A 26,406-nucleotide genomic window follows, 5' to 3' on the forward strand; every position below is an offset into this window, starting at 1 on the left:
GGCTTATTTTAAGTAAGTTGTAGTTTTGTTGAGAAAGATCCGGGTAATGGATAGCCTAAAAGGAGAGAGGCTTTGAATCTTACTCCCCAACGCTAGTAGGGGAGCCAGTGCGTTGCGGGGGTTCCCCCCGTTGTAGCAACTGGCGTAAGGGGCTGGGGGTTAGGTCTCTATTGGACTCAACTAAGAAACGCTATATGATAGTTGAGTGTATTTACTTGTATTTAAGAATTAGATGATTTATCCTGCTTGGCTTTTTTGATTAATTCCATGTAGACATTAATCTCACTAATTTCTACATCATGCTCAACTCTGGTTACTTTCCATCTTTCCTTTTTTAGGTAAACTTCCTCTCCTACTCTGGGAGTAAATTGGAGATCATAGAACTTTTTTAGAAAATCTTTTTGATTTTCTTCCCATAATATTACTTTGACTGGTTCTTTAGTCATTGATTATGCCTTTTTAGTTACTAGATGAAGGTAAGTAGTTTGATGACATACATACGGCAAGTTTATCTTAAAAATTCAATGTAATAGCGTAGTTAAAACCACATTCTTCACATTGATCTTTTTATGTGGCTTGATTGTGTCTCTTCAAGTTAAATATTTTTTATTTTTATAGCGTATCATCATTGTCTGATTCATCGCCTTATTAGCTGTATCTGTACAATTCAGATACATATTGCTTACGGTCAAATTTGAATGGGCCTAGATTATATTGCCAGTCACGATGAAATTGACCAAAGTCAGCCCACTCAACAGTTGATTCATTAAGTGTGATGCGAACCTGAATAAACCAGCACTCAATCACCCCACAGGTACAACCTAAAACAATTGCTTTGCCAGCTTGCAAATTATTTGATTCCAAGCTAAACCCATGATCCCAAGGTTCGCCGAGCAAATTGCGTGAAGGAAGTAAAACCATTGAAGGTGGTAAATACAAATAGTCTCCCGATGGAAAGGCTAACTCATCAATATCTTCCTTCGCAGCACGTCATTCCTTAATCTCCGCTTGAATAAATGGTTTTTCAATTAGACGCACTACTTCTATGAGCGGTTGATTATTGATATAAATCTCAGCCACACAAAACCCCTTACCTAGTGTCCAGGGAGGAAATGATCGATTGATTCGTATTTCAAAGCGATCAAAAGTTTCCATCTTACAAAACTTATTCCATCAACTCTCATAAACAACAGTTGGCTGTCCTGTGATGGTTGCTAAACGATCACTGATTGATGTAACAATTGCAAAAGCTGTTTCTTCTGTTATCATTCCTGACTCCAAAATAACATGAATGCCATGCATTTCATATGAAAAGGATACTTCACAGCCACAAACTTCAATCTGGCAGATATCCTGTCTCTCAATTCTTTTTGATGGATAGTCAAGCGGCTGATATATCTCGCAACCAGCATTATCAGGGAAGATAAACCATCCGCCTGCTTGCGGCTGGATATTAAATTCAAGCATATATGGTAGTTGTAAGTTTAGATTAGATTCAAAGATTCTCCTATCTGTTAGCCACACCTTTACTTCGCAAGAAAGATGCGAAGAAGAGGCTCTCAAAACCTTTGATCTGGCTGGAGTCTGCCAACCATTTATAATAAATGCCGCGCTAAAGTTTCTTACTTTAGTCATTTTTCAAGCTTTTTTACCATTTGCTATATACACACTCATTATCCAGCCACTTTGATTGATTCATGACGATGGGTTGTTAAGTATAAATCAATGTAATCTTTGTTGCAAGATTCAACTGTATTTAATTCAAGAAGTTCTGGAATCATAGCTTTGAGTTTTGCTGTTAACACCTCAATAGTAGAAGCTTCTGTAACCAACCCAGGTAGATTATCGCTGCTCGCTACCCAAACATCAACCTCAGCATCCCAAAAAGCGCTTACGTTGACAATAATAGTACTCATAATTCGCTTTTTTAGCTATCGCGCGTCTGTCAATAATTTTAGTTCAGAACTTTGAAAATTTTGCAAGTTACTTACAAAATCAGATATAATCTGAACTTATTGCTTTAACAAAAACCTAAAAACTTTTTGGGTTTTTAGGTTCTAATTTCGGGGTTTTCAGCCAACATTTTTGTAATTGAAATGCTGACAACGCTCAAATGAACTTCACCAGTTATTTTGCCCAAATCTGACAACAGACATTAAATGTCCATTCTATGCGCTTGACTATGCGGCGATCTGGACAGCTTCTATATCAACATTGAGGTGTTGAGCAATCTGCTCCACACTCATCCCTGTTTTTAGTAACAGAGGCACGGTAAGTTTCAACATTTCAGCTTCCCGTTCTTCTCGACCTTCTTCTCGACCTTCTTCTCGACCTTCTTCTCGACCTTCTTCTCGACCCTCGGCTTTCGCTTCCTGATAAACCCTTGTTTGCTCTAAAGTCAGTCCTAGCATAGCTTCAACTTCCTCTCTACTCAACGAAGAAAACTTATAAACGGCGATTGTGGTTATGATGTCTAGTATTTCGTTTTTCGGCAGTGTGTCCGTTGACTCTAATTTTACCCGCTCAATCAATTGCTTTGCTTGCTCCGCCATCACTTGATCCGATGCTAGAGTCAACTGCATCAAGTTGATGCCTATTGGCTGCTGATTAGTCGCGCCTAACTCATCTAAATAGATTCGCTGCACTTGGTCGCTGTTGAGAAATATTCGATGAGTTTTTTGATCGCTTGGTTCCAAAGAGCGTGATGAAAAAATTACCACACAGAACCAGTCATCATACTGAGAACGATTCCGGTTCAGGTACATCAGCGACTCGGTAAAAAACCGATGGTAGAGAGCTTCATCTTTTTGGAATTGAACTTCAGCAAAAAAGATCACCCTGGATGTTGCATCCTCTGGAGGTAAAAACACACCATCGATGCGAAAAGCGGTTTCTTTGACTTCAAGTGATTCAAATCGATAGTTTTGCCCTTGCAGAGGAGGATTATCAACCAATTCAAAGAGTAACCCCGGAAAGCGCTTAAAAATTTGATAGTAAATGGAATCTCGTTTCACTACTTCATCCTAAAATTCTCTCGTTATCCGATCGCGGATTACAACCAAGCCATAAAAATTAATCCTAACTTGGCTGAAGCTTATGCTAATCAAGGTGTTGGTATAACTGGTTGCTAAATAACTGCGATACCTTCTCTAGCAGACGCTACGCGTAGCTTGCTTCCACGTACTCCTGCGGAGGACAAGCTACGCGTAGCGTCCCGTAGGGAAGTGGTACGGTGAGCTACGCTAACGTAACTTCCACTTTTCGTTCGCTGATTTCGAGCGGGTAGGGTTTATCTTTATTTAAAGAGAGAGAGAGACAAAATCCTATAAACTATACGAAAAAGTAGCTATGGCAAGCGGTAAAGTATTTGATACCAAAACAAAATCCCTATCTCTGCCAAGGGTAAACCTGCTAACTATGTTCCGGTTGGGTTTATTTCAAATGGGGTTGAGCATGATGTCTATTTTGACTCTGGGAGTACTCAACAGAGTCATGATTCAAGAAATCGCAATTCCGGCGACGCTGGTATCAGTAGTTCTAGCACTGCCTTTATTTGTTGCTCCTTCCCGTGTCTGGTTCGGCCAGATTTCGGATGCCAAGCCGTTATGGGGATACCACCGCACAGCTTATGTTTGGGTGGGCGCGGCAATATTTGCGATCGCAGCTTTTTTAGCTATACAAGTGATGTGGCAGCTCAATATTGCTGCAAATAGTGCAGGTGGTTGGGCATGGACAACCCAAACAATCGGCTGGACAGCGCTTTTGTCACTGATCTTCGCTATATACGGTCTAGGAATTTCTGCTAGCGGCACCGCTTTTGCTGCTTTGTTAGTGGATATATCTGAAGAAGATAACCGTTCCAAAGTGGTAGGTGTGGTTTGGTCGATGTTAATGGTGGGGATTATTGTTGGGGCAATTATTAGTGCTAGCTTGCTGAAGCAATTAACGCCAGAAGCAACAACAGCAACCTTGCAGGCGGCGATCAATAGGCTGTTTATCATCGTCCCAACAATTGTATTTGGGCTGGCGATCGCAGCAACATTGGGCGTGGAAAAAAAGTACTCCCAATATTTAAGCCGTTCCACATTAGTGAACCGGGAAGACAGCATAACTCTTGGCAAGGCTTGGGAAATCTTGACAGCTAGCCCGCAAACAGGTATATTTTTCACCTTTTTACTGGTGATGACTCTCTGTTTGTTTATGCAAGACCCAGTTTTGGAACCTTATGCAGGTCAGGTATTTAAAATGCCTTTGGCTGAAAGTACTAAACTGAACGTTTTTTATGGAACAGGTGTACTGATTGCCTACGGTGTGAGTGGTTTTTTGATTGTGCCACGTTTAGGTAAGCAAAGAACTGCAAGACTAGGCTGTATATTAGTGGCATTTTGTACAGCATTACTTGGGATATCAGGCTTCACAGCTAATCCAGCTTTCCTGAAGCTAAGTTTAATTTTGTTCGGTTTAGCCACTGGTGTCTTAACTACAGCAGCTGTTAGCTTAATGTTAGACCTCACAGTTGCCGAAAGCGCAGGTACGTTTATTGGGGCATGGGGGTTAGCGCAGTCTGTCTCTAGAGGTGTGGCAGTGGTTTTAGGTGGTACTTTATTGGATATAGGTCGCAAGCTATTACCCAATTTAGTTTTAGCTTATGGACTGGTATTTGCTCTAGAAGCCGTGGGAATGTTGGTGTCGATTTGGTTTCTCAATCGGGTAAACGTCACAGAATTTCAAACAAATACAAAGCTGGCGATCGCTTCGGTTTTAGAAAGCGATTTAGATTAAACTAGAAACTTGGCTCAGGAACGCCTTGGCGCGAGAATTAACCAATGAATGATTTTTGGACAACAATTCTTGATTTTGCTCAAACTACCACTAACAGAGTGGGCAAGCAGCTAATGCAAGATTTTGGGCAAGTACAGGCTGACCAAAAAGCTGATGGTAGTTTGGTGACGCAAGCAGATAAATGGGCAGATCAGGAAATTCGGGATGCGATCGCTTCTAATTTCTCTGGTTACGGCATTTTGAGCGAAGAGAGCGATCAGTCATTTCCCGGTACTGAGTGGTGCTGGGTAATTGATCCTCTGGATGGTACAACCAACTTCACACGCGGCATTCCTATCTGGACAATATCTCTGGGTTTGCTATATCAAGGTACACCCATTTTTGGTTATATTTACGCACCAACCTTGAATCAAGCTTTTCATGGTTTCTGGGCAGGTTCATCTGGGTTAGTAACGCCAACAGGAGCATTTCTCAATCATCACCCGATCCATAGCAGTGTAGATAGTCCCAGCAAAAATCACTTTTTTAACCTCTGTTCCCGTAGCACCGCAGTGATCCAAAACGGCTTTCCCTGCAAAATTCGGATGTTGGGTGTGGCTAGCTATAACTTTTTGACAGTTGCGACTGGAGCAACATTAGGTGGTATTGAAGCGACACCAAAAGTTTGGGACTTAGCGGGGGCTTGGGTAATTGTCCAAGCAGCTGGCGGTGTTTGGTTATCGCTCAAGTCAGAACCGTTTCCGTTGTCACCGGGAGAAGATTATAGCGATCGCTCTTTTCCCACCCTTGTGGTTAGTCGTCCTGAATTAGTTCCAGTATTTCAACCTTTTCTCGAAGGCGTAAAAATTTAATTTGCCGCTCTCACACCTAGAAACAGTTATTTTGTCACGAGCCTAGTGGACGGCGGCATATCGATAATTAAACTTAACAAAACTCTAGTCAAACAAAGAATTGAGTATAAATAAAGCTGGTAATAATCCTGATTTAAGTGCAAGACCAGTGTAGTTAATAATTTATAGCAGGGAACAGGGAATAGGGAACTCTTAACAGGCTTGAAAGTCTCTTGGTGTCAGTGTTTTCTGATTAGCTTATGTCAACCGCTACCTGGCAACTGCTATCAGTAGTGTTGTAGCTTCCATCACACTGCTTCATCTAGTATAAAAAATTTTATGTTGTCTAATCTAGATTTAATTCGAGAGTTTGTGCAAAACTCTATCCAGAAAAAAGAAGTTTTGTTGTCAAATCCTGCTTTGACAGCACAAACAGTGTATAAAACAAACCAACTGACAGCAAAAGCCGAAGGTGTAATTGCCACCGTCCAACTATCTAATACCCTATCTGAATTCTTGATTTATCCAAAATCATCCCAGTGGGAATTGATAAATCAGGCATTAGCAGAATATGGTTATCTCCTCAAAGGAGAAGTAGATAGTCGGGGTTACTATCAGTATCAATACTACGAAGTTCCCAAAGGCTATAAGATGCACTGTACTAAATCTGTGCTTCTATGGCGAGCTTGGTGGAAATATCGCAAGTATACTTTGCGACCAGGAATCCCGTTGGAACTTCTGATCAGGACACGAGATTCATGGTATCCAATCCGAGATTTAATTATTAGTGATGGACTTCTTTATATCAAAACATTAGGAAGCGAGATAGCACTTGACTCAGATGACTTGGTTACTTGGTTAAGCAAAATTGACGTCTGAAACTGAGTTCTTGTTGAAAAATGCTGAGATTTTTTTCGCTTACTTTGAGACTATGACTGTAAGTGGTTTTTAATAAACTGTTTCATCTTCTTTCCGCCATGCTGGATCAACAATACAAATAAATACCAGAGGTTCGATGCCAGAGTTAGAAATAAATTGCCGCGTATTCGGAGGAATATACACAGCGTCTCCCGGCTGAACTATCTGGGTTTGATCATCAATGTGCATTTCTCCGGTGCCAGTGAGAATATAATAGACTTCTGAGGTAGAGAGCGAGTGGGGTTGAGAAGTTTTCCCTACTGGCAATGTTGCATGAGCCAAACTATAGCGCAATGCCAGAGGTTGCTTATCTGGATGTAGCAGTTCTCGCAGAATGGTGTTATCTCCTGCGATGAATTCTGGACAGTCTTGAAGTTTTTGAACTAGCATCAATCAATTTTTGGTTTGAGGTTTTGAATTAGTCAAGAGTCATTAATTATTCTCCCTCTGCTTCCCCTGCTTCCCCTGCTTAGTACAGATAAGGATTCGTCTTAGGTTGATAGTCAGAACAATTGATCGCCTCTTCTGTATTGGCAATAGATGGGCGTACAGTACATTTAAGACGGTAATTGTCGGTAAAAAATTGGCAACCAGTACAGGGGATTTGATGCATTTGCTTGGCTATAGTCAGACTATCTCGCGCCGCCGCGCAAAGACTCAAAACAACGAGAATAATTACAGTCCAAGCAACGACGAAGCAAATCGGGATTAATAAAGGTTGAATCCCATGAATGAGGAAAAATATCAGTTTAAACACAGTATATCCTGATACAAATTAAGAGTTATAAGTATATTAACTCTTAACTCCTAATTCTTAACTTCTTACTATACAAACGCCGTGTGCGACTTTTCCTCAAACCTAACCCCAACCCCTTCCCTACTAGCGTTGGGTAGCAGAATCAGAGTTTCTCAGGAGTGGGGGAGAGGAATGGAAGCGGGGTTATAAGAATAAGTCGCACATCGCGTTATAGAAGTAGAAGTTAAACGCCAGCATGACCCAGCGCTAAACCAGTGACGAGCATTCCTAGAACCAGGAACGGTTGGGCGCTGGCTTGGTACTTAACATCATTCTTCACGGGATCGCGCAGGAAATACATATCCTGCAAGGTGATTTGCGGGATGATTAACAGTATTAGTATTGCTGCATACAAATTCTCATGGATGCTGACGAGATAAGCTGCTATCAATGCTTGAAAGACATCAATCGTCACGACACAAATCCAAGCCGCAGTGGTGATACCAAACATTACGGGTAGTGACTGTAATCCTAGCTGGCGATCGCCTTCCACACTCTTAAAATCATTGACAATGGCAATGCCCAATCCAGCCAAGCTGTAGAACATTGTCAAAATCACAATTGTGGAATTGAGATCACCAAACAAAGCGTGTCCTGTAGACCAAGGTAGGGTGATATAGCTTGCACCTAAGGCGTAGCTACCTAGCCAGCCGTTTTGCTTGAGTTTCAGGGGAGGTGCAGAATAAATATAAGCGATGAAAGAACCGATGAGCGCGATCGCTGTAATTGTCGGGAATTCATGACCAACCCAGACATCCAGCACAAATGCCAAACTAATGCCAGCAATCAGTAATACCCAAATCTGAATAATTACCTGGGGTAGGGGAATTGCCCCAGAGGGGATAGGGCGATAGGGTTCATTAATGGCATCGATTTCGCGATCGTAGTAATCATTGAGGATTTGGGTGTAACCTGTCATTAATGGCCCAGCCAGTAACATACAGGCTGCTACCTTCAACACATTTTCCAGAGTCCAAGTATAGTTACCAGAAGAAGCCGCACCACAGACTACGCCCCAAATTAGGGGAATCCAGGTAATCGGCTTCATTAGCTGCAAACGAATTTTCCAAATTGAAGTTTCCCCTGGCGCTGCACCTTTCATCCCCAAAAGTTGCCTAGTTTTCGCACTGCGATCGGCAGATGCGTTCGCTTGCTCATTGGGATTATTTACCACTGAGTCTAGTGCCTCAGATGGGTTAGGGTCTGGGATAATGGGAGTTGATTCTGACATAAGGCGTATTTTTTTAAGAGTGAGGAGTTAGGAGTTAGGAGTTATGAATTATTGTTTTATTCCTAACTCCTCACTTTTAACTCCTAACTAAATTAAAACGAAATTATCAAATAATTATTCTGAAACTTTGCTCCAGCAACGGGTCTGCCACTCAGAGCCGGGGGTAAGGGAATATTGCGCCGCTGGTCTCCTGCTTCTACCGTGACTTCTGGCCCATATTGGGTGAGCTTGACTTGCTTTTTGTCAAATCCTGGCAAGAATAAGCGTACTTGACGAGCTTGGATGTCTATTTCAATTGGTTTGGGAGCCAGTAACGCTTGTGCTTCAAAGTTGGGTAGGGCGTCTATCAGTGGTTGCCAGTCACCTGTTGGCGAGTCGGGAACTACGCTTACAGGTAGGGGTGTAAATTCCTCTGACAGTTTGACATTTGTCTGCGAAGACACAAGCAGAACACCACCGACAGTTAGACCGATTTGTTGAGCGCTACCCCACAAATAACGAGCATTTGCTACCTCAATGGGATCTCCTGTGGTCACTAAGAAAGCAGCCAGACGCTTGGGGTCAGTAAGAGCGGCTCTCCCCTTTTCTAAGAAATTATTGACTTGGTTAGTGGGCCCTGCGAAGTTATCTGCTGTCCAGTTGACATTGAAAAAACTGCTAATCAGTGGTTGAATCAAGGGCGATTCAGTAATCGTCTTCCCCAAATCGGAGTTGACAAACAATTGCCGAAATCGCCGGACATACCAACTCAGAGATTCTGGCAAACCCAACATTCGCAACGTTAAAGAGTCACCCGTGCCATCGTAGACGATCGCATCATATTTGCCACTGGCATCATATTCGCGGATAGCATTCAGGGCCAGGGCGGTGTCCATGCCTGGTAGTACTACCAGTTCTTGACCAAAAACGTCTTTGAAGATGGGCGTGCGGAGATATTGCGCCTCAAGTTTCTTCGCTTCGTCCCAGTTGCGTTCTAGTAGTACAGATGCTTGAAACTGGACTGCTTGCAGATTGGGAGCGATTTCCTGGGGATCGGCAGCAATGGGAGTACCCAGCAGAATTGACAATGTTGGTTCTGCTTGTCCAGCTAGAAGTACGCGCTTGCCTTGACTTGCCAATAATTTGGCGGCGGCGATCGCAATTTTGGTACGAGCGGTGCCGCCTTTGCCCAAAAATGTCAATATTAGAGCCATTAGTTAATTCCTCTTTTCACCGCCGAGCTTTTCAACTCCAACTTAGCACTCAACAAAGACTCTCAGCCTGTGCTTTCAACTTCAGATGCCAAGAAAAACCCCGAAATGAGTTCTTTACTACTACACAGGTTTGATTTCATCTTCAAAAAACCAAGTGGAAGAATTGTCCTCAAACAGCACCACTACACCGATCCCACCATCAATGACTTTGTAGCCTTGGATGATACCCACTTGTCCTAGTTTTTTCACAATTGGGGGAGAAACGCGATCGCGCAAACGAAAGACTTTAACCTTTTGTCCGATTTCCATACCTGATTACAATTCAGATAAACCAAGTCTCAGTGTAGCGGAATCCGTGACTCTGCTCTCACAAATTCAGCAAAAATGAGGGAGTCAGGGAAATGAGGGGGAGAATCCTAACTCCTAACTCATAACTCCTAACTTCTGACCTAACAGCTTAAAATTAAATCAACAACCAAGCAGGTATATACCCATGTTTGTCACAGCGCAACAGCTAGAACAGCAGATGCCCGATGCAACTCGGTTGTTAAGTGATGAGCCGGAGATGGAAACTTCGTTGCACTATATGCAGCTACTGCTGCTAGTAACTTCCCTTGAGTGGCTGTGGCGTGACTGTAATGATTTCTTTATCGGTGCGAATCTAACGATTTATTTTAGCCGTCAGCAGTTGCGAAATCGAGATTTTCGCGGCCCAGACTTTTTTTTGGTCAAAGACACCGAAAGGCGATCGCGCAATTCCTGGGTAGTCTGGGAAGAAGATGGTCGTTATCCAGATTTGATTATTGAATTACTTTCTGAAAGTACGGCTGATATTGACCGGAATTTGAAGAAAAATCTCTATGAAAATCGATTTCACACACCAGAATATTTTTGGTTTTCGCCGGAGAATTTGGAATTTGTGGGTTTTGAATTGGTAGGCAACAAGTATCAGCAAATTACACCAAATGCGCGGGGATGGTGTTGGAGCGATGTGCTTAGGCTGTATTTAGGCGTAGAAGCAGGTAAATTGCGCTACTTTACATCCGATGGTGATTTAGTTCCTACACCAGAGGAAGCTGCTATTGCGGCGCAACAGGTGGCTGTTGAGGCACAGCAACAGGCATCGGAAGCGCAGCAACAGGCATCGGAAGCGCAGCAACAGGCATCGGAAGCACAACAACAGGCATCTGAGGCGCAATTGCGGTTGGAACAAGAACAGCTGCTATCGCAACGCTTGGCGGAACATTTGCGATCGCTAGGAGTTAATCCAGATAGCTTGAGTTAAGCAACAAAGGTAGTAGTCATGTATCAAATAGATCCACCTCGTCCGCCACAAGAAACAATGCCGACGATGTATGATTTACCTAGTGAATTAGTAGGGGAATCAGGTTTGCCAGATGAATTTCACCGCATTCAGGCAGATTTACTCAGTGAGACTTGTCAGCCTCTGACTTATCCATCTGAGGAAATTTTGCTTGCTAGCGACTTAAATCTTTACTACGATCCCCGTCATCCTTTGTGGTACAAGCGTCCTGATTGGTATATGGTTTTAGGACTACCTAGTGCTAGCAAACAGCAAGACTTACGCTTAAGTTACGTCATTTGGCAAGAAGGGATTGATCCATTTTTAGTAGTTGAATTACTTTCACCAGGCACAGAACAAGAAGATTTAGGAAAAACACTGCGGGAAGTAAACAGACCCCCAACAAAGTGGGAAGTATATGAACGCATTTTGCGGGTTCCCTACTACGTTATCTATGACCGCTACGAAAATCATTTGCGTGCCTTTCAACTCAGTGGCACTCGTTATGAAGCAATCCCTTTACCAGAGAACCGCTTCTTTTTGGCAGAGTTAGAACTAGGATTGGGTCTTTGGCAAGGTTCTTACCAGCAGACAACAGGTTTGTGGTTGCGTTGGTATAATGCAGCGGGTTGGGTGCCGACGCGAAAAGAACAAGCAGAACAAGAGCGCCAACGGGCGGAACAAGAACATCAACGGGCTGAACAAGAACATCAACGGGCAGAGCGATTGGCAGAATATTTGCGATCGCAAGGAATTGATCCAAACAACCTACCCTAGTAAAAGGTAGCCATGACTACAACCATCAAAATAGTCAATCCCAATATCGAATATCCCAGTTCCGACGGTGAACCATTGGCAGAATCATATCTACATCTCTACGCAATTCTCACCACCCTAGAAATAATTAAACAATACCTAGCAGGCAGACAAGCCACAGTTTTAGCAGACCAATTTCTCTACTATGCTCAAGGTTTTCCCAAATTAAGAGTTGCACCAGATGTGATGGTAATTTTTGATGTGCCGCCTGGGGGTCGGGATAGTTATAAAGTTTGGGAGGAAGGTCAAGTTCCTCAGGTGGTATTTGAAATGACTTCTCAAGGAACTCAAAAACAAGACCAAGAGCAAAAGAAAAACCTCTATGAACAATTAGGGATTTTAGAATATTGGTTATTTGACCCCAAGGGGGAATGGATTGAAGAAAAGTTAAGGGGATATAGGTTAGAGGGTGAGACTTACCAGTTAATTGTGGATGGTATATCTCAACCTCTAGGATTAAGAGTGGCGGTGGAGGGAGAATTATTGGGATTTTATCGTCTAGATACGGGGGATAAATTACTCACACCGACGGAGTTAGCTGAACAATTACAACAAGAACGTCAACGGGCAAACCAAGAACGCCAACGGGCTGATAAATTAGCAGAATATTTGCGATCGCAGGGAATTGATCCAGATAATTTAAGTTAAGCATCAAAGGTATTAGTGATGTATTGAAGTAATGCATTCCGTCCGCCCCAAGAAACCATCCCGACTTCACAACCTGACTAGTTCACAAATATTTTGGTAGGCTTATCAAGAATTGTTCCAGTATTTGAATTTTTATGCAAAAAAGAGTTATTGTTTTAGACTATTTGCGCGGTATAGCTGCTGTAGCTGTTGCTTTTGGGCATTTTCATTTTATTTTAGAGACTAAAGTTCCAAATATTAATTCTCATAGTATTTTGTATAATTTAACAGAATTTTATCCATTTATTGCAGTCCATGTGTTTTTTTTAATTTCAGGCTTTGTCGTTCCGAAATCATACGAAGATGATGGTTCTATTCAAAAGTTTTTTATCAAACGGATTTTTAGAATTTACCCTTCATACGTTATTGTATTGATTGCAACGACATTAGTTACTAACTTATTTACAATGGAACCTTTTATTGGGACTAGACAATTTATTGCAAATCTCTTATTTTTACAAGATTTACTAGACTCTAAGGCTATTATTCCTGTTGCTTGGACTCTTTTAATTGAATGGAAATTCTATTTCTTAGTGCCAATTTTGAGTTTATCAACGAAGACAGCAGGAAAACTGTCCTCTGCCTTCTACCTCCTGCCTCCTTCAACAAAAAGTAGCAGCATTTTCACTTATTTTGCCTGTTCTGGTTTTGTTTTTTCGTGGTGTCTGATTCCTATCGATTTAATTCGTTATATAGATACAAAAATTCATATATTAGCAGTTTTGTGCAATATTCTCACTGATCAGTCTCCGCATTTGTTGATTGTTTTACTTGGAACCGTATTGGCGAAAGGGTATCTAGAACTCTGGTCTAGAAAAACAACAACTATTGTTTCTTTAATCACTATTACTGCAATCTTCTTTGCATTTTTCAGGTTATATCTTAAGTATGAACCTTCTGAGGTTAGCTTTATTCATTTAAATAGCTTTATTTGGGCATTTTGTATATTCAATTTTGCTTATGTTCTTCGAGCAAAGATACCTTATATATCTTTTTTCAAGTGGCTTGGAGATATTAGTTATTCTCTTTATGTTATGCATCTGACTTTGGGGAAGTATGTATTATTTTCTATCATTTATTACATTCCCAACTATCCGACAAGCGCAGTTTGCATAACGTTGTGCTTCTGCTTGCTTGTTTCCCATTTTATACATATTCTGATTGAAACAAGGTTTATACGCTATGCAAAAAACCTTACTGCATAATGTATGTAAATATTTATACATAAAGGCGTAATCATTTCTGAGAGAATACTGGAATGAGAATAAAGTGATATAGCGGTTATTAATTGGATGAGAACACAAAATTCCTTGCTGTCAAATCATTTCAGCAAAGTTTTTGTATCTCACTGAACTGCACACCGCTATATTAGCGACCAAGTATGTATAAGGTGCAGTAATATAAATACGCCAGTGAAGCTCACCGAAGGTATCTCTATAAAAGTTTATCGAAAATAGTCAAGAAAAATGTGAAGTTCAACGAGCAATGGCAGTCAAGATGTTGCTCTGTGAATATAAACATAAATCGATTATACCGCTCCTTGTCGATTTAAAATCAGCTTTTAGTGGTAAGCTAATATGTCAAAGTGCGCTCCAATAGTATAAAATGCGCGAATAACTTGCCTGTTATGTGTGGTGGTTTTTAAAGATGATACTTTCGCTTAAAAGTAATTCAACTTGGTTAAAAGTGCAGCGTTATTGGGAGTTGCTGCACGTTTTGGTATCGCGGAATCTCAAAGTACGTTATCGCGGGTCGTTTTTAGGTGTATATTGGTCACTGTTAAACCCGTTGATCATGACAGGTCTGTATACCGCGATTTTTGGGGCTACTTTTGCATCATATTACGACAATTCCATACTGGATTACATGTTGGCAGCGTTAACGGGACTGGTAGTAATCAATTTTTTCTCAGCTTCTACGTCCCAAGCTTTAAGTAGTGTAGTGGCAAATGGCTCACTGTTAAACAAGATTCGTTTGCCAGTAAGTATTTTTCCAGTTTCAATGATTGCAGCAAATGTATTTCAGTTTGCGGTTGGGACATTACCGTTACTGGGGATAATCACTTTGCTCAATACTAAGAGTTTAGTGAGTTTGGTAGCGCTATTTTTTCCCTTTCTGGCGCTAGTTTTAGTTTCTATGGGAGTCGGATTTATAATGAGCGCTTTATATGTGTTTTTTAGAGATTTACCTTATTTCTATGAGTTAGTTGCATTTATGATTTGGATTAGTAGTCCTGTATTTTATCCAGCAGCTATTGTTCCACCCCAGGTAAAGCCGTTTTTAAGGTTAAACCCGTTAGCACCCATTATTGAAAGTCTGCGTCAAATTACATTATCAGGAGCGCCACCGGACTTGAGTTTAGTTTGGGGTGCCTTGCTCAGTGGCATCATTATTTTGTCAATCGGATGGATTTGTTTTCAATTGTGGCGACATCAATTCATGGATTTACTGTAAATGGAAGTAATTCGTCTGGATAAAGTTTCGCTGTGGCGACGAACTCAAGAAGAGTTTTCTTATGATCTCAAAAAAACATTGCTATCTGTTTTAGAGGGAAAATATCGAAAACCTGTAAAAAAAATAGTACTGGATAAGATTGATTTGGTAGTCGAAAAAGGAGAAAAAATAGGTATTATTGGAGCAAATGGTTCTGGTAAATCAACGTTATTGAAAATAATTTCAGGAATTCTTCAGCCAACTACTGGATTAGCACGAGTTCGCGGCAAAATTGCACCGTTGATTGAGCTAGGAGCAGGATTTGATCCAGAAATTTCTGTAATGGACAATATTATGCTTTATGGAGTGTTGCTGGGGTTTTCTAGGGCAGAAATGAGAGAAAGAGCATATTCTATTTTAGAGTTTGCAGAACTGCATGATTATGCATTAGTTCCTGTAAAGGGTTTATCTTCAGGTATGGTAGCACGATTAGGCTTTGCTATTGCTACTGATGTACAGCCAGACATTTTGATTTTGGATGAAGTACTATCAGTTGGAGATGAAAGTTTTAAGAATAAATGTAAGCGAAGAATAGAAAACCTTTGGAATGCAAATGCAACTGTATTGGTAGTATCACACGATTTAAATTTTATAGAGCAGGGTTGTAAAAAAGTTATTTGGTTAGATAAAGGGATAATTAGATTTATTGGAAATGGAGATGATGCTATAAAACTTTATTTGAATATGAATTAGTTTGAATAAAATCTAAGCTAAAATTTAAATGTTAATAATTCAGATGTTGGCAATTATGTAAGTTAGGCTAAGTACTGTATATTTTATGAAATTTATCATTTGCACATTGAAATTAAAGGAGATAAATAAATGAAAATTGCTCAAATTAGCACTTGGAATGTTCCTTGTGGTATTGCTGGGTATACTAAAGGATTAGTTAATGGAATTTTAGAGCATGGTATTACTTGTACAGTACTACCAATTGAAGAAGAAAAACTGAAGTACATGACTAAAGATGAAATTAAAGAATATTTCCAATCGTATAGTAGGCAATTAACGGACTATGATATCATTCATATTCAACATGAATTTAGTTTCTTTGCTGGTTCTTATGGTTTGAATGGGTCAATTACTAATTTTCATAGTTTTTTAAAAGAGATACTAAATTTAAATAAAAAAGTATTTGTTACGTTTCATACAGAACCAAATTTTTTACTAGAATCTTCTCCTGGTTTAGCTGGTTTTTGCAAGAAAAATCTTAAGAAATTACACTGGGAATATTATATATCTTCTTTATTTAATTTTAAAAATAAACTAAATGCCATTGTTCACACTAAAAAAACGCGTCGAATTTTTGTAGATAGTGGCTTTGCGAAAAACTCCATTCACATTATTAAGCAGGGAGTTCCATTTTCATATAATCTACATAAGATAAACAATCCAGATAAAATAACTTTAAAAAATAAATTAGGGTTTCCTGATGACGCTATTATTCTTTCAATGTTTGGATTTATATCTACCTATAAAGGTTATAAAACAGCATTAAATGCACTAAAAACTTTGCCAGAAAATTATTACTTGGTAATTACAGGAACTTCTCACCCCAATTCTACTGATCTTGCTCTGGATGGGATAGTTAAATTTATTAATAGATACCAAAAAATTAGTAGCCGTATAAAGCTAACAGGATATTTAGAATTTGAAGATTTGCGTAGTTATTATAATATAACTGATTTTTGCTTGGCTCCGTATGAACCTGATACAGTATTGTCGTCGTCAGCTGCTCTTACTTGGGCTTTATCATCAGGTAAACCTGTTATCGCTAGTAAAATCGCCTCTTTTAAGGAATTGAATGAAGAAGCTAACTGTCTACATTTGTTTACACCAGGTGCTTCTGGAGAATTAGCTTATACAATTCAAAATTTAACTTTATCTAGTGATCTAAGTCAGCAGTTAGTTGCTAACGGCTTAATTTACTGCGAAGCTAACCAATGGTTTAATATTGCCAAAAAACATTTAGAAATATACGAAGAAAAAAACTTTAGTGGTTCTAACGCTCCCGTTATGCTGTAGTATTAAAATTTAGGTTTTATAGGAAAGCATCAAAACCTGAAAACCCAGTCTCTCTAAAGAATAAAGGCTGTTAGACCATTTTATTCATTAAAATAGTCTATAAAAGGAGCGATAGAGTTACTTTACTTAACATTTATAGGTACACATATCGCAATTATTTATTAACTCTATTTTTAGTAATATATTATTTTTTACTTCCTTGTTTAAGTTAATAATAACTTTACTTTATTAAATTTATGTATAGGAATTACACTCAGTTTTTTTAAGGGTAAATTTATGTATGACCATGATTTTTTGTACAGATGAAATATACTCTATTTTTAGATAATTGAAAAACTTTACACTAAAATTTTTAATTATTGTGATTTATTCAAAATCTATGATGAAAAAAGCTCTAATCACAGGACTAACTGGACAAGATGGCTCTTATCTTGCTGAACTACTACTAACCAAAGGCTATCAAGTCTTCGGCTTAGTCCGCCGCTCAAGTTCCAGTAATCTTGAGCGCATCAATCACCTTTCTGGCGATATCCAAATCCTTTCTGGTGATCTTTTAGATCAATCCTCTTTAATGGATGTGATTGCCGAAGCTCAACCTGACGAAATTTATAATCTTGCCTCTCAAAGCTACGTTCCTCTGTCTTGGACACAACCTGCTCTCACTGCTGAATATACAGCCCTCGGTGTCTCTCGCCTCTTAGAATCCATTCGTCGTTGTAAACCGGATGCCAGATTTTATCAAGCTTCAAGTAGTGAAGTCTTCGGTCAACCTGACGAATCGCCCCAAACTGAACGCACTGCTTTCCGTCCCCGCAACCCTTACGGTGTTGCCAAAGCTTACGCTCATTGGATGACTGTCAACTATCGGCAAAAATACAACCTTTACAACTGCTGTGGTATTACTTATACTCACGAATCGCCTCGACGTGGGACAGAATTTGTATTTCGCAAAATCACGCACGCAGCTGCCCAAGTTAAACTGGGTTTGGCAAATGAACTAAAATTAGGCAACCTAGAAGCTCGCCGTGACTGGTGTTACGCCAAGGATGCTGTTTACGCTATGTGGCTGATGTTGCAGCAAGAACATCCTGATGACTATATCATCGCTAGTGGTGAAACTCACTCTGTCAGAGAACTCGTTGAGTGTGCTTTTAACTGCGTTGGTTTAAACTGGCAAGATTATGTCTCAGTTGATCCTGCTTTTTATCGCTCTGATGAATCAGTGCAGTTAGTTGGTTCCATTAATAAAATTAAGACGGAGTTAGGTTGGCAGCCTCAGCATTCCTTTGAGCAATTGGTCGAGTTAATGGTTGATTATGATCTAAAAAAATTGAGCAACGGCGGAGCTTAAATATTCTGATGCTAAAAGTTGTAGTTGATGCGACTCCAGTGGATTCAAAACCAAGTGGGGTTGGCTTTTATGTTGCTAATTTAATATGCGCTCTTGATGTATTACAAAAAGATGAAAATTTTCAGTTAGGAGTAGTCCATCAACCAGGGTTAAAAAACTGGCTTCGGGGTGACTTCAGTTTTCCTGAATCCTTTAAACATTCTTCTCAACAGTATCTCTTGCCTTTACCTGTAAGAATTTCCGACTTATTATTAGCTTTAGCTTTTAAACCTACTTTATCTTACTTTGAAAAATATTTTGGTTTTCCAGATATATTACATGGTACAAATTACTCAGTTTATCCCTGTCAAAATAGTTTAAAGGTAATGAATATATATGATCTGACTTTTATTAAATATCCTAACTATGTAGATTCAGTTGTAAAAAAATATACGGAAAGGCTAAAGCGGTGTTTACAGTGGACAGATTTAGTTTTAACAATTTCAGAAAGCTCTAAAAAAGATATTATTGAATATTTGGAAGTAGACCCCAAAAAAGTCTATGTCACACCTTTAGCTAGTCGCTACTATCCTAATTACTTATGTGAGGAAATTGCCCAAAGTCTAGAAAAGCAAGCTAATTATGATTTTTCCAAACCATATCTACTTTTTGTCAGCACAATAGAGCCAAGAAAAAATATTAATACTTTAATCACAGCCTTTAATTTTTTAAAAGAAAAGTACAAAGTTGAACATCAATTAATCTTGATTGGCAAGAAAGGATGGAATTACGAACCGATATTCGCCGCTATTGAAAATTCCCCGTGGGGAAACCAAATTCATCATCTTAATTACTTATCTAATGAATTAGTTGCATTATTTTATTCCAAAGCTGATGTCTTTGTTTATCCATCTCACTACGAAGGGTTTGGTTTACCCGTATTGGAAGCAATGACCTTAGGCGCTCCAGTCGTTACTTCTAATACTTCGTCAATACCAGAAGTTTCAGGAGATGCTGCTATATTGATTGACCCCAATGATCCTGTTCAACTAGCCGAAGCTATCCTGAAAGTGATCAGTGATTCTCAGTTACGCCAAGAATTAATTAATAAAGGCAAAGCTAGAGCAAAATTATTTTCCTGGGAAAGAACGGCAAAAGAAACATTAAACGCTTACAGAACCATTATTTAATGAAAATAGTAGATAATACCTCAGCCAAACAATTAATTATTAACTTATCTATTCTCTTATCTCAACCAACGGGTATAGGCAACTATGCTCAAAACCTTTTTCCTTATTTAAAATCTTTTCAACCCACTCTATTAGTAGCGCAAAAATATCCAGATTTTGACTGCTATCCAATCCCGTCAAACTTAACCCCAGACCACGGCACAAAAGGTCATTTGAACCGCCTACTCTGGACACAATTTCAATTACCAAAAATCTATAAAAACCTCAAATCGAGTCTCTTATTCTCCCCCCTACCGGAAGCACCCCTTTATACTGACTGTCGTTTTGTCGTCACATCTTTTGACATGATACCGTTGCGTTTTGGCAGACGGTTCTCACCACTCACACCCTACCACCGTTACTACACTCCCCAAGTCCTTAAGCAAGCACAACACATTATTTGCATTTCCCAGACTACGGCTAAAGACATCACCGATTTTTACCAAATTCCCGCCAGCAAAATTACTCCGATTCCTTTAGCGCACGATCGCACTCACTTCCATTATCTCAACCTCCCCACCCGCAACTACTTTCTCTACATTGGTCGCCAAGATCCTTACAAAAACATCCAGCGACTCATCAGTGCTTTTGCGGCGTTACCTAACTGCGAAGACTATGAACTATGGTTAGTCGGGCCAATTGATTCGCGTTACACCCCAACTTTAAAAGTGCAAGTTGCAGAATTGGGTGTAATTAATCAGGTGAAGTTCCTTGACTATGTACCCTATGGTGAATTACCAAAAATCATCAATCAAGCGATCGCTCTGGTTTTCCCCAGTCTTTGGGAAGGCTTTGGTTTACCTGTCCTCGAAGCAATGGCTTGTGGTACTCCCGTGATTACCTCCAATCTCTCCTCATTACCAGAGGTGGCTGGCGATGCGGCGATTTTGATCAATCCCTACAACACCGGAGAAATTACAGAGGCAATGCAGGCGATCGCAACTGATTTGGAGTTGCGATCGCGCCTTTCTAGTCAAGGTATTACTCACTCTCAACAATTTAGTTGGGAAAAAACAGGAAAAGCAACAGCCGAAGTTTTATCCCGTTACATATAGATAGATAAACTAACGCCAAAATTGGATGCAAGGATTTGGGATTTTGTCAAGGTTTCAGATTATCTTGACTAATGACTCATAACTAATCCTCAATCCTTATGAAAGCATTAATTCTCTCTGGCGGTAAAGGTACACGCCTACGCCCCCTCACCTACAGCGGGGCGAAACAACTCGTACCAGTTGCTAATAAACCTGTTTTATGGTATGGCATTGAAGAAATGGTTGCTGCTGGTATTACTGATATTGGCATCATCATCAGCCCGGAAACTGGGGCAGAAGTCCAAGCGAAAACCGGAAATGGAGAATACTTTCGAGCGAACATCACCTACATCATACAAGACCAGCCACTTGGACTTGCTCATGCAGTCCAAGTTGCCCGTCCCTTTTTAGGTGATTCTCCCTTTGTCATGTACTTGGGCGATAACCTGATTCAACTAGGTGAGTTACGTTACTTTCTGCAACAATTTAGCCAACAACAGCCGGATGCTTTGATTCTCTTACGTCAGGTTGCTAACCCTAGCGCCTTTGGTGTGGCTGAGGTTGATGAAACAGGACGGGTATTACAGTTAATTGAAAAACCCAAAGTTCCTCCTTCAAATCTGGCATTGGTAGGGGTTTATTTCTTTTCTCACCTCATCTATGATGCGATCGCAAATATTCAACCTTCCACCAGAGGCGAACTGGAAATCACTGATGCCATTCAATACCTTATTAATCAGGAAAAGCAAGTTTTAGCCTACAATCTCCAAGGTTGGTGGCTAGACACTGGTAAAAAAGATGACTTATTAGAAGCTAACCGATTAATTCTCGACACCTATTTGACAAAATCAATTCTCGGCGAAGTCGATGCCCAAAGTCAGATTATTGGACGAGTTCAAATCGGTGCAAAATCTAAAGTAATTAACTGCACAATTCGGGGGCCAGTAGTCATTGGCAGCAATTGTCATTTAGAAAACTGCTTTATTGGCCCTTATAGTAGCATTGCTAACAATGCCACACTCATTGATACCGATTTAGAAAACAGTGTGATTTTAGAAGGTGCTAGAATTGCTGGAATTCATCAGCGCATTATTGATAGTGTCATTGGGCAAAGGGCACAATTGACTATTGCACCCCGTCGCCCTAAAGCCTTGCGATTTCTAATTGGCGATGACTGTCAAATTGAACTAACCTGATTCACTTGTTAAATATAGGAAAAGCCATTGTCAAAGTTGGAGTACAGCGCCTGTAAAATATAAATGCGAAATTCATCTGACAATCACAACACTGCGGCACATCCTATAAATAATATTAATGAGCATTGTACACACCAAAATTCCCGAAGTTCTACAACTTGAACCCCAAGTATTTGCAGACGATCGCGGTTTCTTTTTTGAAGCTTACAACCATCAAAAATTTGCTCAACAGACAGGTATTGTTACGAACTTTGTCCAAGATAACCACTCTTACTCCAAACTAAACGTTCTCCGTGGATTGCACTATCAAATTCAACAACCTCAAGGTAAACTTATTCGTGCTGTTGTCGGCACTATTTTTGACGTAGCCGTAGATATTAGAAAAAGCTCTCCTACCTTTGGTAAATGGGTGGGTTCTGAACTCAGTGCTAAGAACAAGCGCCTACTGTGGATACCACCAGGCTTTGCTCACGGCTTTCTCGCGCTTTCAGAAATAGCCGAAGTTCTCTACAAAACTACAGATTACTACGCGCCCCAAGGCGATCGCACAATCCTATGGAACGATCCAGATTTAGCGATAGATTGGCCCCTGAATGCGTCACCGATTTTATCAGCCAAAGACAAAGCTGGTAAACCTTTGAGAACTGCTGAAATATTTGATTAAGTACTTTCAAATTCAAGTAGGTTTCAGAACTAATCAGAATGAGTAAATCAATTCTGCTGATTGGTAGCAATGGTCAAGTGGGTAAGGAACTGCAACAAATCCTCCCATCCTACGGCGATATTATCTCAGTAGCACGCCCAACAATAGACCTTACCCAACCCGATACCCTCCGCAGTGTTATCAAATCCAAGCAGCCGCAAATCATCATTAACGCCGCTGCTTACACTGCTGTAGACAAAGCCGAAAGCGAACCCGAACTTGCTACCGCTATTAATGCTACTGCACCCCTAATTCTTGCCGAAGAAAGCCAAAAATTAGGAGCTTTTCTAATTCATATTTCGACCGATTACGTTTTTGATGGCAATGGGTGTAGCCCTTACCAGGAAAGCTATGCAACTAACCCCTTGAGTGTTTATGGTAAAACCAAACTTGCTGGAGAAGAAGCTATTCGGGAAACTTGCGCCCATCACCTTATCCTCCGCACTGCTTGGGTTTATGGAACCTTTGGCAAAAGTAACTTTGTCAAAACTATGCTGCGACTAGGTGCAGAACGTCAAGAACTTCGTGTTGTGGCCGATCAAATAGGTAGCCCGACTTGGGCGCAAGATATAGGCGCAGTCATAGCCCAGATAATTCCCCAGTTAACCCCAGAAATTAGCGGCACTTATCACTACACTAATAGCGGCGTTGCTAGCTGGTATGACTTTGCCATCGCTATTTTTGAAGAAGCACAACAGCTAGGCTTCTCTTTGAAAGTTGAACGTATTGTCCCGATTACAACTGCCGAATATCCCACGCCAGCCCGTCGCCCTGCTTATTCCGTCCTTGCTTGTAGAAAAATTTCAGCAATTCTAGGGACTTATCCCCCCCATTGGCGACAAAGACTCCGACAAATGCTCACAGATTTGAAAATTGGGCATTGAGCATTGGGAAAGAGGACGCAGAAGGCAGGAGTTCTTTACTTTTGAATTTTGAATTGATTTCTCCCTATTTCTTTTGACTTTTTAAAACTCCCGTTTCTTGTTGTATGGGCAAGACATCTAAAATATCGGTTTGGGAACAATATTTTAAATCTTCTTGACAGTCAAGACGCAACAATCGTTGACCGTGACTAGCTTGGTGAAGTAATCCCAATAAGTTATCTTGCCATTGAGAGTAAAGAGCGATCGCACTAATTACTTCATCGTTACCAGCTAATTCCTCTGCTGACAACGTGGTTTGCTGTAAAAGACTATGAGCGATCGCACCCGCACAAACTGTATCCTCTAAAGAAAAACTGCCTTCCCAACCGGAACCGACAATCCAGACTGTCTCTGGTTGCAACTCTTGGAGAAATTGCACCACCGCCGCCCGGTTAATCAAGGCTGCTGCTAATACATTTGGGGAGTCTTGTATCCGTTGTAAAGCACGGGTGCCATTTGTGGTACTGATAAACAAACGCCGCCCCTGCACCAATTCTGGTGTGCAGTCGAGGGGAGAGTTACCCAACTCAAAGCCAGCTACTTTCGCGCCGCCGCGTTCTCCAGCCCGCAGACGTTTTTGGGCAGGCCATTTTTCGCTAACTTCAATTAGTTGATCTAAATCGCTGAATACTTGTACAGCTTCGCCTCCAGCTGCCAAAACTGTCGCTATTGTGCTAGTGGCTCGCAAGACATCGACTGCGATCGCACATTCTGGGGCTTCATCCGTTGGAGTCAATTCAGGAGTGTGGTATACGAATAGCTTCACGCGCTGGATACACCTGCTTTAATACTACTGCCGCAAATAACATTCTACCTAGTTGGTGTCACTAACTATAGTCACAATTACTTCTGAAGCATTTTTTACCATCAAAATGCTGTATCTCATTCAATACATAAATGGCAGTGGGGAGTAGGGAGTGGGGAAGAAATCCACTCAGTAGGGGCAAGGTTTTAATTAAATCTTGAGAGTCCCTAATCCCTAATAAATACTCAAAAAGCCCATTTTTATGATTTTAGACTTTCAGACTTGCTGCACTATCTTGTAATCTAAAACAAGAACAGACCTTCTAAAAGGGGAAAAATTTACAGCTGCAAGCTTACAGCGCTAAGGAACGGATATTCATTCATTCCCCAGTAGAGAGGCGATTAATCGCCTCTCTCCCCACTCCCCACTCCCAATCAAAATTGCTATGGCACCTTTACCCGATTACCGCCCTAAACAACTATCTTTAGGCCCGTTGGAAGCGGAAATTTTAAATATCATCTGGGAACTTGGTTCAGCCACAGTAAAAGATGTACACGATCGCATACTGGCTGATCCCAACCGCGAATTAGCGTATACTTCTGTCACCACCGTTTTACGTCGCCTCACTGATAAAGGTTGGCTGGCGTGCGATAAGAAAGAGCGAGCATTCTATTGGCGACCAATGCTGAGTAAGCAGCAAGCAGATGTCATCAAAGCTCACGAGCAGTTACAGCGATTTCTAGCGGTGGGGAACCCCGATGTTGTTGCTGCCTTCGCCGATAGCCTAGATGAAGCCGCTAGTGAGCAAATAGCAGCGATCGCCAAACGCATTCAATCTGCACGCCAAGCCAGGGAGGAAAAATGATGCATCTAATAATGATTTTGAATGCTTTGGCAGTTGCCTGGTGGTTAAGATCCTCTTGGAATCAACCCCAAGGCAGTTGGAGTTTGCGGTGGGGGCGATCGCTATTTTTGTTTCTCTTCCCGCCCTTGTTAATTTTCATGACAGCGATCGCCGTGCTGTTTATGGGGCCTCAAGGACAAATGGGCGGGATGTACACAGGCTCGATCAGCTATGTAGTGGCATTAATTTATTTGGCATTTTTTGCCATTTTATGTATTAAACTTGCCTTCCAGGGTTGGCAGTCTGTGGAATCTGCGCGTAACTGTCCTCTGGTGAATTTGGGGGATAAACGAGCCAGGTTACTGCAAACGGGCGCGTTGTTTGCGGGTCAAATTGGTTTTTGGCAACCAGAATTAGTGATTAGCCAGGGATTACTACAAACTCTCTCACCAGATCATTTAGAAAGCGTCTTAGCACATGAGCAAGGGCATCACTATTATAGGGATACATTCTGGTTTTTTTGGCTGGGTTGGGTGCGTTCCTGCACTGCATGGTTGCCGAATACAGAGCCTTTGTGGGAAGAACTGTTAGCTTTGCGCGAACTCCGTGCCGACGGTTATGCAGCATTACAGGTAGATCCTTTGGTGCTAGCGGAATCACTTTTATTAGTAGTTAGTAGCAGCCCAGTATTATCAGAAATTTGCTGTGCTGCATTGGGTTCCTCTGGTGCAGATCGCTTAGAACAAAGAATCGAAGCCCTATTAGCGCCACCAGAACCAACACCTCAGATAACTTGGCAGTATTGGCATGGCTTTCTTTTGGCCTTGCTGCCTTTAGTTGCTGTGATATTTCATAGTTAAGTTGAATTTATAGCAGCGAACAGGCAATAGGCAATAGGGAATGGGCTTGAAAGTGTCTTGATCTCGGAATTTTACGATCAATTTATGTTCTAAACTATATTTCAACTGCTATAAAAAGCCACTACAGCCCAAAGCTGCGACGTTAGCGACATCGGTCGTGTCTGTAGTGACTTATGCCTTGCCTGTAGTAACTTCTGCTTTGACGTTTACGTGTTTCGCGCAGCCTGTAGCAACTTTTGCCTTCCCTGTAGCAACTTCTGCCTTGACGTTTCCGTGTTTCGCGCAGCCTGTAGCAACTTCTGCCTTCCCTGTAGCAAGTTCCGTCATCACTGTAGCAACATTTGTTATGTCTGTAGCAACATCGGTTGCGACAATAACGATGAAAATTTTGTTCTCCCCTACACCCATGCACCCCACCCCTTAATCTTCTCCCCTTAGCAAGGCTACGGTGTACACACAAATCTGAAG

General features: G+C 40.9%; 30 protein-coding genes and 1 pseudogene. 19 read left to right on the top strand and 12 right to left on the bottom strand.

The genetic code is table 11. The features are described from left to right. Positions 1-221: 221 nt before the first annotated feature. The 5 genes from HWQ41_RS28950 to HWQ41_RS28970 all read right to left on the bottom strand — a co-directional run bounded on the left by HWQ41_RS28950 (position 222) and on the right by HWQ41_RS28970 (position 3,014). Positions 222-446, bottom strand: a complete 225-nt coding sequence (locus HWQ41_RS28950) for a hypothetical protein (RefSeq protein ID WP_292715583.1) — start codon at positions 444-446, stop codon at positions 222-224. A 202-nt stretch (positions 447-648) separates the two neighbouring features. After that, a complete protein-coding gene (locus tag HWQ41_RS28955) occupies positions 649-921 on the bottom strand; it encodes a hypothetical protein (RefSeq protein WP_292770726.1) in 273 nt (90 codons plus the stop codon). 252 nt (positions 922-1,173) lie between these two features. After that, positions 1,174-1,635, bottom strand: coding sequence for a hypothetical protein (locus tag HWQ41_RS28960; RefSeq protein WP_292770728.1), 462 nt, complete (start codon positions 1,633-1,635; stop codon positions 1,174-1,176). A gap of 38 nt (positions 1,636-1,673) precedes the next feature. After that, positions 1,674-1,916: a DUF1902 domain-containing protein gene (locus HWQ41_RS28965; RefSeq protein WP_292770730.1), complete on the bottom strand. Its 243-nt coding sequence runs from the start codon at positions 1,914-1,916 to the stop codon at positions 1,674-1,676. A 264-nt stretch (positions 1,917-2,180) separates the two neighbouring features. Continuing rightward, positions 2,181-3,014, bottom strand: coding sequence for an Rpn family recombination-promoting nuclease/putative transposase (locus tag HWQ41_RS28970; protein WP_292770732.1), 834 nt, complete (start codon positions 3,012-3,014; stop codon positions 2,181-2,183). Between the two features lie 334 nt (positions 3,015-3,348). On the opposite strand from HWQ41_RS28970, the gene HWQ41_RS28975 reads away from it, so the two are divergent. The 3 genes from HWQ41_RS28975 (at position 3,349) to HWQ41_RS28985 (ending at position 6,491) form a co-directional block, all read left to right on the top strand. Continuing rightward, entirely contained in the window at positions 3,349-4,782 is a 1,434-nt protein-coding gene (locus HWQ41_RS28975; protein ID WP_292770734.1) for a BCD family MFS transporter, read from the top strand. A 44-nt stretch (positions 4,783-4,826) separates the two neighbouring features. Next, positions 4,827-5,633, top strand: coding sequence for an inositol monophosphatase family protein (locus tag HWQ41_RS28980; protein WP_292770736.1), 807 nt, complete (start codon positions 4,827-4,829; stop codon positions 5,631-5,633). A 318-nt stretch (positions 5,634-5,951) separates the two neighbouring features. Next, the gene (locus tag HWQ41_RS28985) at positions 5,952-6,491 is read left to right on the top strand and encodes a hypothetical protein (RefSeq protein ID WP_292770738.1); all 540 of its coding nucleotides are present in this window, start codon (positions 5,952-5,954) and stop codon (positions 6,489-6,491) included. 69 nt (positions 6,492-6,560) lie between these two features. Here the strand turns inward: HWQ41_RS28985 and HWQ41_RS28990 are convergent, their stop codons facing one another. The 5 genes from HWQ41_RS28990 to HWQ41_RS29010 form a co-directional block, all read right to left on the bottom strand. Beyond that, on the bottom strand, positions 6,561-6,920 hold the full coding sequence (locus HWQ41_RS28990; RefSeq protein WP_292770740.1) for a cupin domain-containing protein: 360 nt from the start codon (positions 6,918-6,920) through the stop codon (positions 6,561-6,563). 79 nt (positions 6,921-6,999) lie between these two features. Continuing rightward, a complete protein-coding gene (locus tag HWQ41_RS28995; RefSeq protein WP_292770742.1) occupies positions 7,000-7,287 on the bottom strand; it encodes a hypothetical protein in 288 nt (95 codons plus the stop codon). A gap of 223 nt (positions 7,288-7,510) precedes the next feature. Further along, on the bottom strand, positions 7,511-8,557 hold the full coding sequence (gene chlG / locus HWQ41_RS29000; protein ID WP_292770744.1) for a chlorophyll synthase ChlG: 1,047 nt from the start codon (positions 8,555-8,557) through the stop codon (positions 7,511-7,513). 92 nt (positions 8,558-8,649) lie between these two features. After that, positions 8,650-9,750: an ArsA family ATPase gene (locus HWQ41_RS29005; protein WP_292770746.1), complete on the bottom strand. Its 1,101-nt coding sequence runs from the start codon at positions 9,748-9,750 to the stop codon at positions 8,650-8,652. A 120-nt stretch (positions 9,751-9,870) separates the two neighbouring features. After that, positions 9,871-10,059 (bottom strand): DUF2862 domain-containing protein, encoded by a 189-nt coding sequence (locus HWQ41_RS29010; protein WP_292770748.1) that lies wholly within the window; start codon positions 10,057-10,059, stop codon positions 9,871-9,873. Between the two features lie 184 nt (positions 10,060-10,243). Between HWQ41_RS29010 and HWQ41_RS29015 the strand changes: the two genes are divergently transcribed. The 14 genes and pseudogenes from HWQ41_RS29015 (at position 10,244) to rfbD (ending at position 23,450) form a co-directional block, all read left to right on the top strand. After that, complete coding sequence (locus HWQ41_RS29015; protein WP_292770750.1) at positions 10,244-11,035, top strand: Uma2 family endonuclease; 792 nt, start codon at positions 10,244-10,246, stop codon at positions 11,033-11,035. Positions 11,036-11,053: 18 nt separating this feature from the next. Then, entirely contained in the window at positions 11,054-11,830 is a 777-nt protein-coding gene (locus HWQ41_RS29020; RefSeq protein WP_292770752.1) for a Uma2 family endonuclease, read from the top strand. A gap of 12 nt (positions 11,831-11,842) precedes the next feature. Then, the gene (locus HWQ41_RS29025; RefSeq protein ID WP_292770754.1) at positions 11,843-12,517 is read left to right on the top strand and encodes a Uma2 family endonuclease; all 675 of its coding nucleotides are present in this window, start codon (positions 11,843-11,845) and stop codon (positions 12,515-12,517) included. 134 nt (positions 12,518-12,651) lie between these two features. Then, the gene (locus HWQ41_RS29030; protein ID WP_292770756.1) at positions 12,652-13,761 is read left to right on the top strand and encodes an acyltransferase; all 1,110 of its coding nucleotides are present in this window, start codon (positions 12,652-12,654) and stop codon (positions 13,759-13,761) included. A gap of 241 nt (positions 13,762-14,002) precedes the next feature. Then, a pseudogene (locus HWQ41_RS29035) lies at positions 14,003-14,119 on the top strand (IS630 family transposase); the annotation flags it as partial. A gap of 84 nt (positions 14,120-14,203) precedes the next feature. Further along, on the top strand, positions 14,204-15,010 hold the full coding sequence (locus HWQ41_RS29040) for an ABC transporter permease (protein WP_292770758.1): 807 nt from the start codon (positions 14,204-14,206) through the stop codon (positions 15,008-15,010). Continuing rightward, a complete protein-coding gene (locus HWQ41_RS29045) occupies positions 15,011-15,742 on the top strand; it encodes an ABC transporter ATP-binding protein (protein WP_292770760.1) in 732 nt (243 codons plus the stop codon). 129 nt (positions 15,743-15,871) lie between these two features. Continuing rightward, positions 15,872-17,074, top strand: coding sequence for a glycosyltransferase (locus HWQ41_RS29050; protein ID WP_292770762.1), 1,203 nt, complete (start codon positions 15,872-15,874; stop codon positions 17,072-17,074). A 379-nt stretch (positions 17,075-17,453) separates the two neighbouring features. Then, a complete protein-coding gene (locus tag HWQ41_RS29055) occupies positions 17,454-18,425 on the top strand; it encodes a GDP-mannose 4,6-dehydratase (protein WP_292770764.1) in 972 nt (323 codons plus the stop codon). A gap of 8 nt (positions 18,426-18,433) precedes the next feature. After that, a complete protein-coding gene (locus tag HWQ41_RS29060; RefSeq protein ID WP_292770766.1) occupies positions 18,434-19,594 on the top strand; it encodes a glycosyltransferase family 1 protein in 1,161 nt (386 codons plus the stop codon). After that, positions 19,594-20,688: a glycosyltransferase family 1 protein gene (locus tag HWQ41_RS29065; RefSeq protein WP_292770768.1), complete on the top strand. Its 1,095-nt coding sequence runs from the start codon at positions 19,594-19,596 to the stop codon at positions 20,686-20,688. The genes HWQ41_RS29060 and HWQ41_RS29065 overlap by 1 nt, the downstream gene beginning before the upstream one ends. A gap of 98 nt (positions 20,689-20,786) precedes the next feature. Further along, the gene (locus tag HWQ41_RS29070; RefSeq protein WP_292770770.1) at positions 20,787-21,863 is read left to right on the top strand and encodes a glucose-1-phosphate thymidylyltransferase; all 1,077 of its coding nucleotides are present in this window, start codon (positions 20,787-20,789) and stop codon (positions 21,861-21,863) included. Positions 21,864-21,981: 118 nt separating this feature from the next. After that, positions 21,982-22,527 (top strand): dTDP-4-dehydrorhamnose 3,5-epimerase, encoded by a 546-nt coding sequence (rfbC, locus tag HWQ41_RS29075; RefSeq protein WP_292770772.1) that lies wholly within the window; start codon positions 21,982-21,984, stop codon positions 22,525-22,527. A 38-nt stretch (positions 22,528-22,565) separates the two neighbouring features. Next, on the top strand, positions 22,566-23,450 hold the full coding sequence (gene rfbD, locus HWQ41_RS29080) for a dTDP-4-dehydrorhamnose reductase (RefSeq protein ID WP_292770774.1): 885 nt from the start codon (positions 22,566-22,568) through the stop codon (positions 23,448-23,450). A gap of 64 nt (positions 23,451-23,514) precedes the next feature. Here rfbD and HWQ41_RS29085 read toward each other — a convergent pair whose 3' ends face one another. Beyond that, positions 23,515-24,255 carry a 2-phosphosulfolactate phosphatase family protein gene (locus HWQ41_RS29085; protein WP_292770776.1) on the bottom strand — a complete coding sequence of 247 codons (741 nt, stop codon included), beginning with the start codon at positions 24,253-24,255 and terminating at the stop codon, positions 23,515-23,517. A gap of 424 nt (positions 24,256-24,679) precedes the next feature. On the opposite strand from HWQ41_RS29085, the gene HWQ41_RS29090 reads away from it, so the two are divergent. Both HWQ41_RS29090 and HWQ41_RS29095 read left to right on the top strand, forming a co-directional pair. Beyond that, the gene (locus tag HWQ41_RS29090; protein WP_292770778.1) at positions 24,680-25,099 is read left to right on the top strand and encodes a BlaI/MecI/CopY family transcriptional regulator; all 420 of its coding nucleotides are present in this window, start codon (positions 24,680-24,682) and stop codon (positions 25,097-25,099) included. Then, positions 25,099-25,938, top strand: a complete 840-nt coding sequence (locus tag HWQ41_RS29095; RefSeq protein ID WP_292770781.1) for a M56 family metallopeptidase — start codon at positions 25,099-25,101, stop codon at positions 25,936-25,938. The genes HWQ41_RS29090 and HWQ41_RS29095 overlap by 1 nt, the downstream gene beginning before the upstream one ends. 171 nt (positions 25,939-26,109) lie before the next feature. Here HWQ41_RS29095 and HWQ41_RS29100 read toward each other — a convergent pair whose 3' ends face one another. Further along, the gene (locus HWQ41_RS29100; protein WP_292770779.1) at positions 26,110-26,346 is read right to left on the bottom strand and encodes a hypothetical protein; all 237 of its coding nucleotides are present in this window, start codon (positions 26,344-26,346) and stop codon (positions 26,110-26,112) included. Positions 26,347-26,406 lie beyond the last annotated feature (60 nt).

Origin of the sequence: Nostoc sp. NOS(2021) (assembly GCF_017115025.1) — a bacterium.
Lineage (GTDB): Bacteria > Cyanobacteriota > Cyanobacteriia > Cyanobacteriales > Nostocaceae > Nostoc.

Excerpts from the sequence above, each read along its gene's own strand:
- HWQ41_RS29030 (WP_292770756.1), top strand. The coding sequence starts at position 12,652 with ATGCAAAAAAGAGTTATTGTTTTAGACTATTTGCGCGGTATAGCTGCT.
- chlG (WP_292770744.1), bottom strand. The coding sequence starts at position 8,557 with ATGTCAGAATCAACTCCCATTATCCCAGACCCTAACCCATCTGAGGCA.
- HWQ41_RS29005 (WP_292770746.1), bottom strand. The coding sequence starts at position 9,750 with ATGGCTCTAATATTGACATTTTTGGGCAAAGGCGGCACCGCTCGTACC.
- HWQ41_RS29070 (WP_292770770.1), top strand. The coding sequence starts at position 20,787 with ATGAAAGCATTAATTCTCTCTGGCGGTAAAGGTACACGCCTACGCCCC.
- HWQ41_RS28985 (WP_292770738.1), top strand. The coding sequence starts at position 5,952 with ATGTTGTCTAATCTAGATTTAATTCGAGAGTTTGTGCAAAACTCTATC.
- HWQ41_RS28960 (WP_292770728.1), bottom strand. The coding sequence starts at position 1,635 with ATGACTAAAGTAAGAAACTTTAGCGCGGCATTTATTATAAATGGTTGG.
- HWQ41_RS29095 (WP_292770781.1), top strand. The coding sequence starts at position 25,099 with ATGCATCTAATAATGATTTTGAATGCTTTGGCAGTTGCCTGGTGGTTA.
- HWQ41_RS28950 (WP_292715583.1), bottom strand. The coding sequence starts at position 446 with ATGACTAAAGAACCAGTCAAAGTAATATTATGGGAAGAAAATCAAAAA.
- HWQ41_RS29050 (WP_292770762.1), top strand. The coding sequence starts at position 15,872 with ATGAAAATTGCTCAAATTAGCACTTGGAATGTTCCTTGTGGTATTGCT.
- HWQ41_RS29090 (WP_292770778.1), top strand. The coding sequence starts at position 24,680 with ATGGCACCTTTACCCGATTACCGCCCTAAACAACTATCTTTAGGCCCG.
- HWQ41_RS29025 (WP_292770754.1), top strand. The coding sequence starts at position 11,843 with ATGACTACAACCATCAAAATAGTCAATCCCAATATCGAATATCCCAGT.
- HWQ41_RS29020 (WP_292770752.1), top strand. The coding sequence starts at position 11,054 with ATGTATCAAATAGATCCACCTCGTCCGCCACAAGAAACAATGCCGACG.
- rfbD (WP_292770774.1), top strand. The coding sequence starts at position 22,566 with ATGAGTAAATCAATTCTGCTGATTGGTAGCAATGGTCAAGTGGGTAAG.
- HWQ41_RS28955 (WP_292770726.1), bottom strand. The coding sequence starts at position 921 with ATGGTTTTACTTCCTTCACGCAATTTGCTCGGCGAACCTTGGGATCAT.
- HWQ41_RS29100 (WP_292770779.1), bottom strand. The coding sequence starts at position 26,346 with ATGGGTGTAGGGGAGAACAAAATTTTCATCGTTATTGTCGCAACCGAT.
- HWQ41_RS28980 (WP_292770736.1), top strand. The coding sequence starts at position 4,827 with ATGAATGATTTTTGGACAACAATTCTTGATTTTGCTCAAACTACCACT.
- HWQ41_RS29065 (WP_292770768.1), top strand. The coding sequence starts at position 19,594 with ATGAAAATAGTAGATAATACCTCAGCCAAACAATTAATTATTAACTTA.
- HWQ41_RS29060 (WP_292770766.1), top strand. The coding sequence starts at position 18,434 with ATGCTAAAAGTTGTAGTTGATGCGACTCCAGTGGATTCAAAACCAAGT.
- HWQ41_RS28990 (WP_292770740.1), bottom strand. The coding sequence starts at position 6,920 with ATGCTAGTTCAAAAACTTCAAGACTGTCCAGAATTCATCGCAGGAGAT.
- HWQ41_RS29055 (WP_292770764.1), top strand. The coding sequence starts at position 17,454 with ATGATGAAAAAAGCTCTAATCACAGGACTAACTGGACAAGATGGCTCT.
- rfbC (WP_292770772.1), top strand. The coding sequence starts at position 21,982 with ATGAGCATTGTACACACCAAAATTCCCGAAGTTCTACAACTTGAACCC.
- HWQ41_RS29045 (WP_292770760.1), top strand. The coding sequence starts at position 15,011 with ATGGAAGTAATTCGTCTGGATAAAGTTTCGCTGTGGCGACGAACTCAA.
- HWQ41_RS28965 (WP_292770730.1), bottom strand. The coding sequence starts at position 1,916 with ATGAGTACTATTATTGTCAACGTAAGCGCTTTTTGGGATGCTGAGGTT.
- HWQ41_RS29015 (WP_292770750.1), top strand. The coding sequence starts at position 10,244 with ATGTTTGTCACAGCGCAACAGCTAGAACAGCAGATGCCCGATGCAACT.
- HWQ41_RS29010 (WP_292770748.1), bottom strand. The coding sequence starts at position 10,059 with ATGGAAATCGGACAAAAGGTTAAAGTCTTTCGTTTGCGCGATCGCGTT.
- HWQ41_RS28975 (WP_292770734.1), top strand. The coding sequence starts at position 3,349 with ATGGCAAGCGGTAAAGTATTTGATACCAAAACAAAATCCCTATCTCTG.
- HWQ41_RS29040 (WP_292770758.1), top strand. The coding sequence starts at position 14,204 with ATGATACTTTCGCTTAAAAGTAATTCAACTTGGTTAAAAGTGCAGCGT.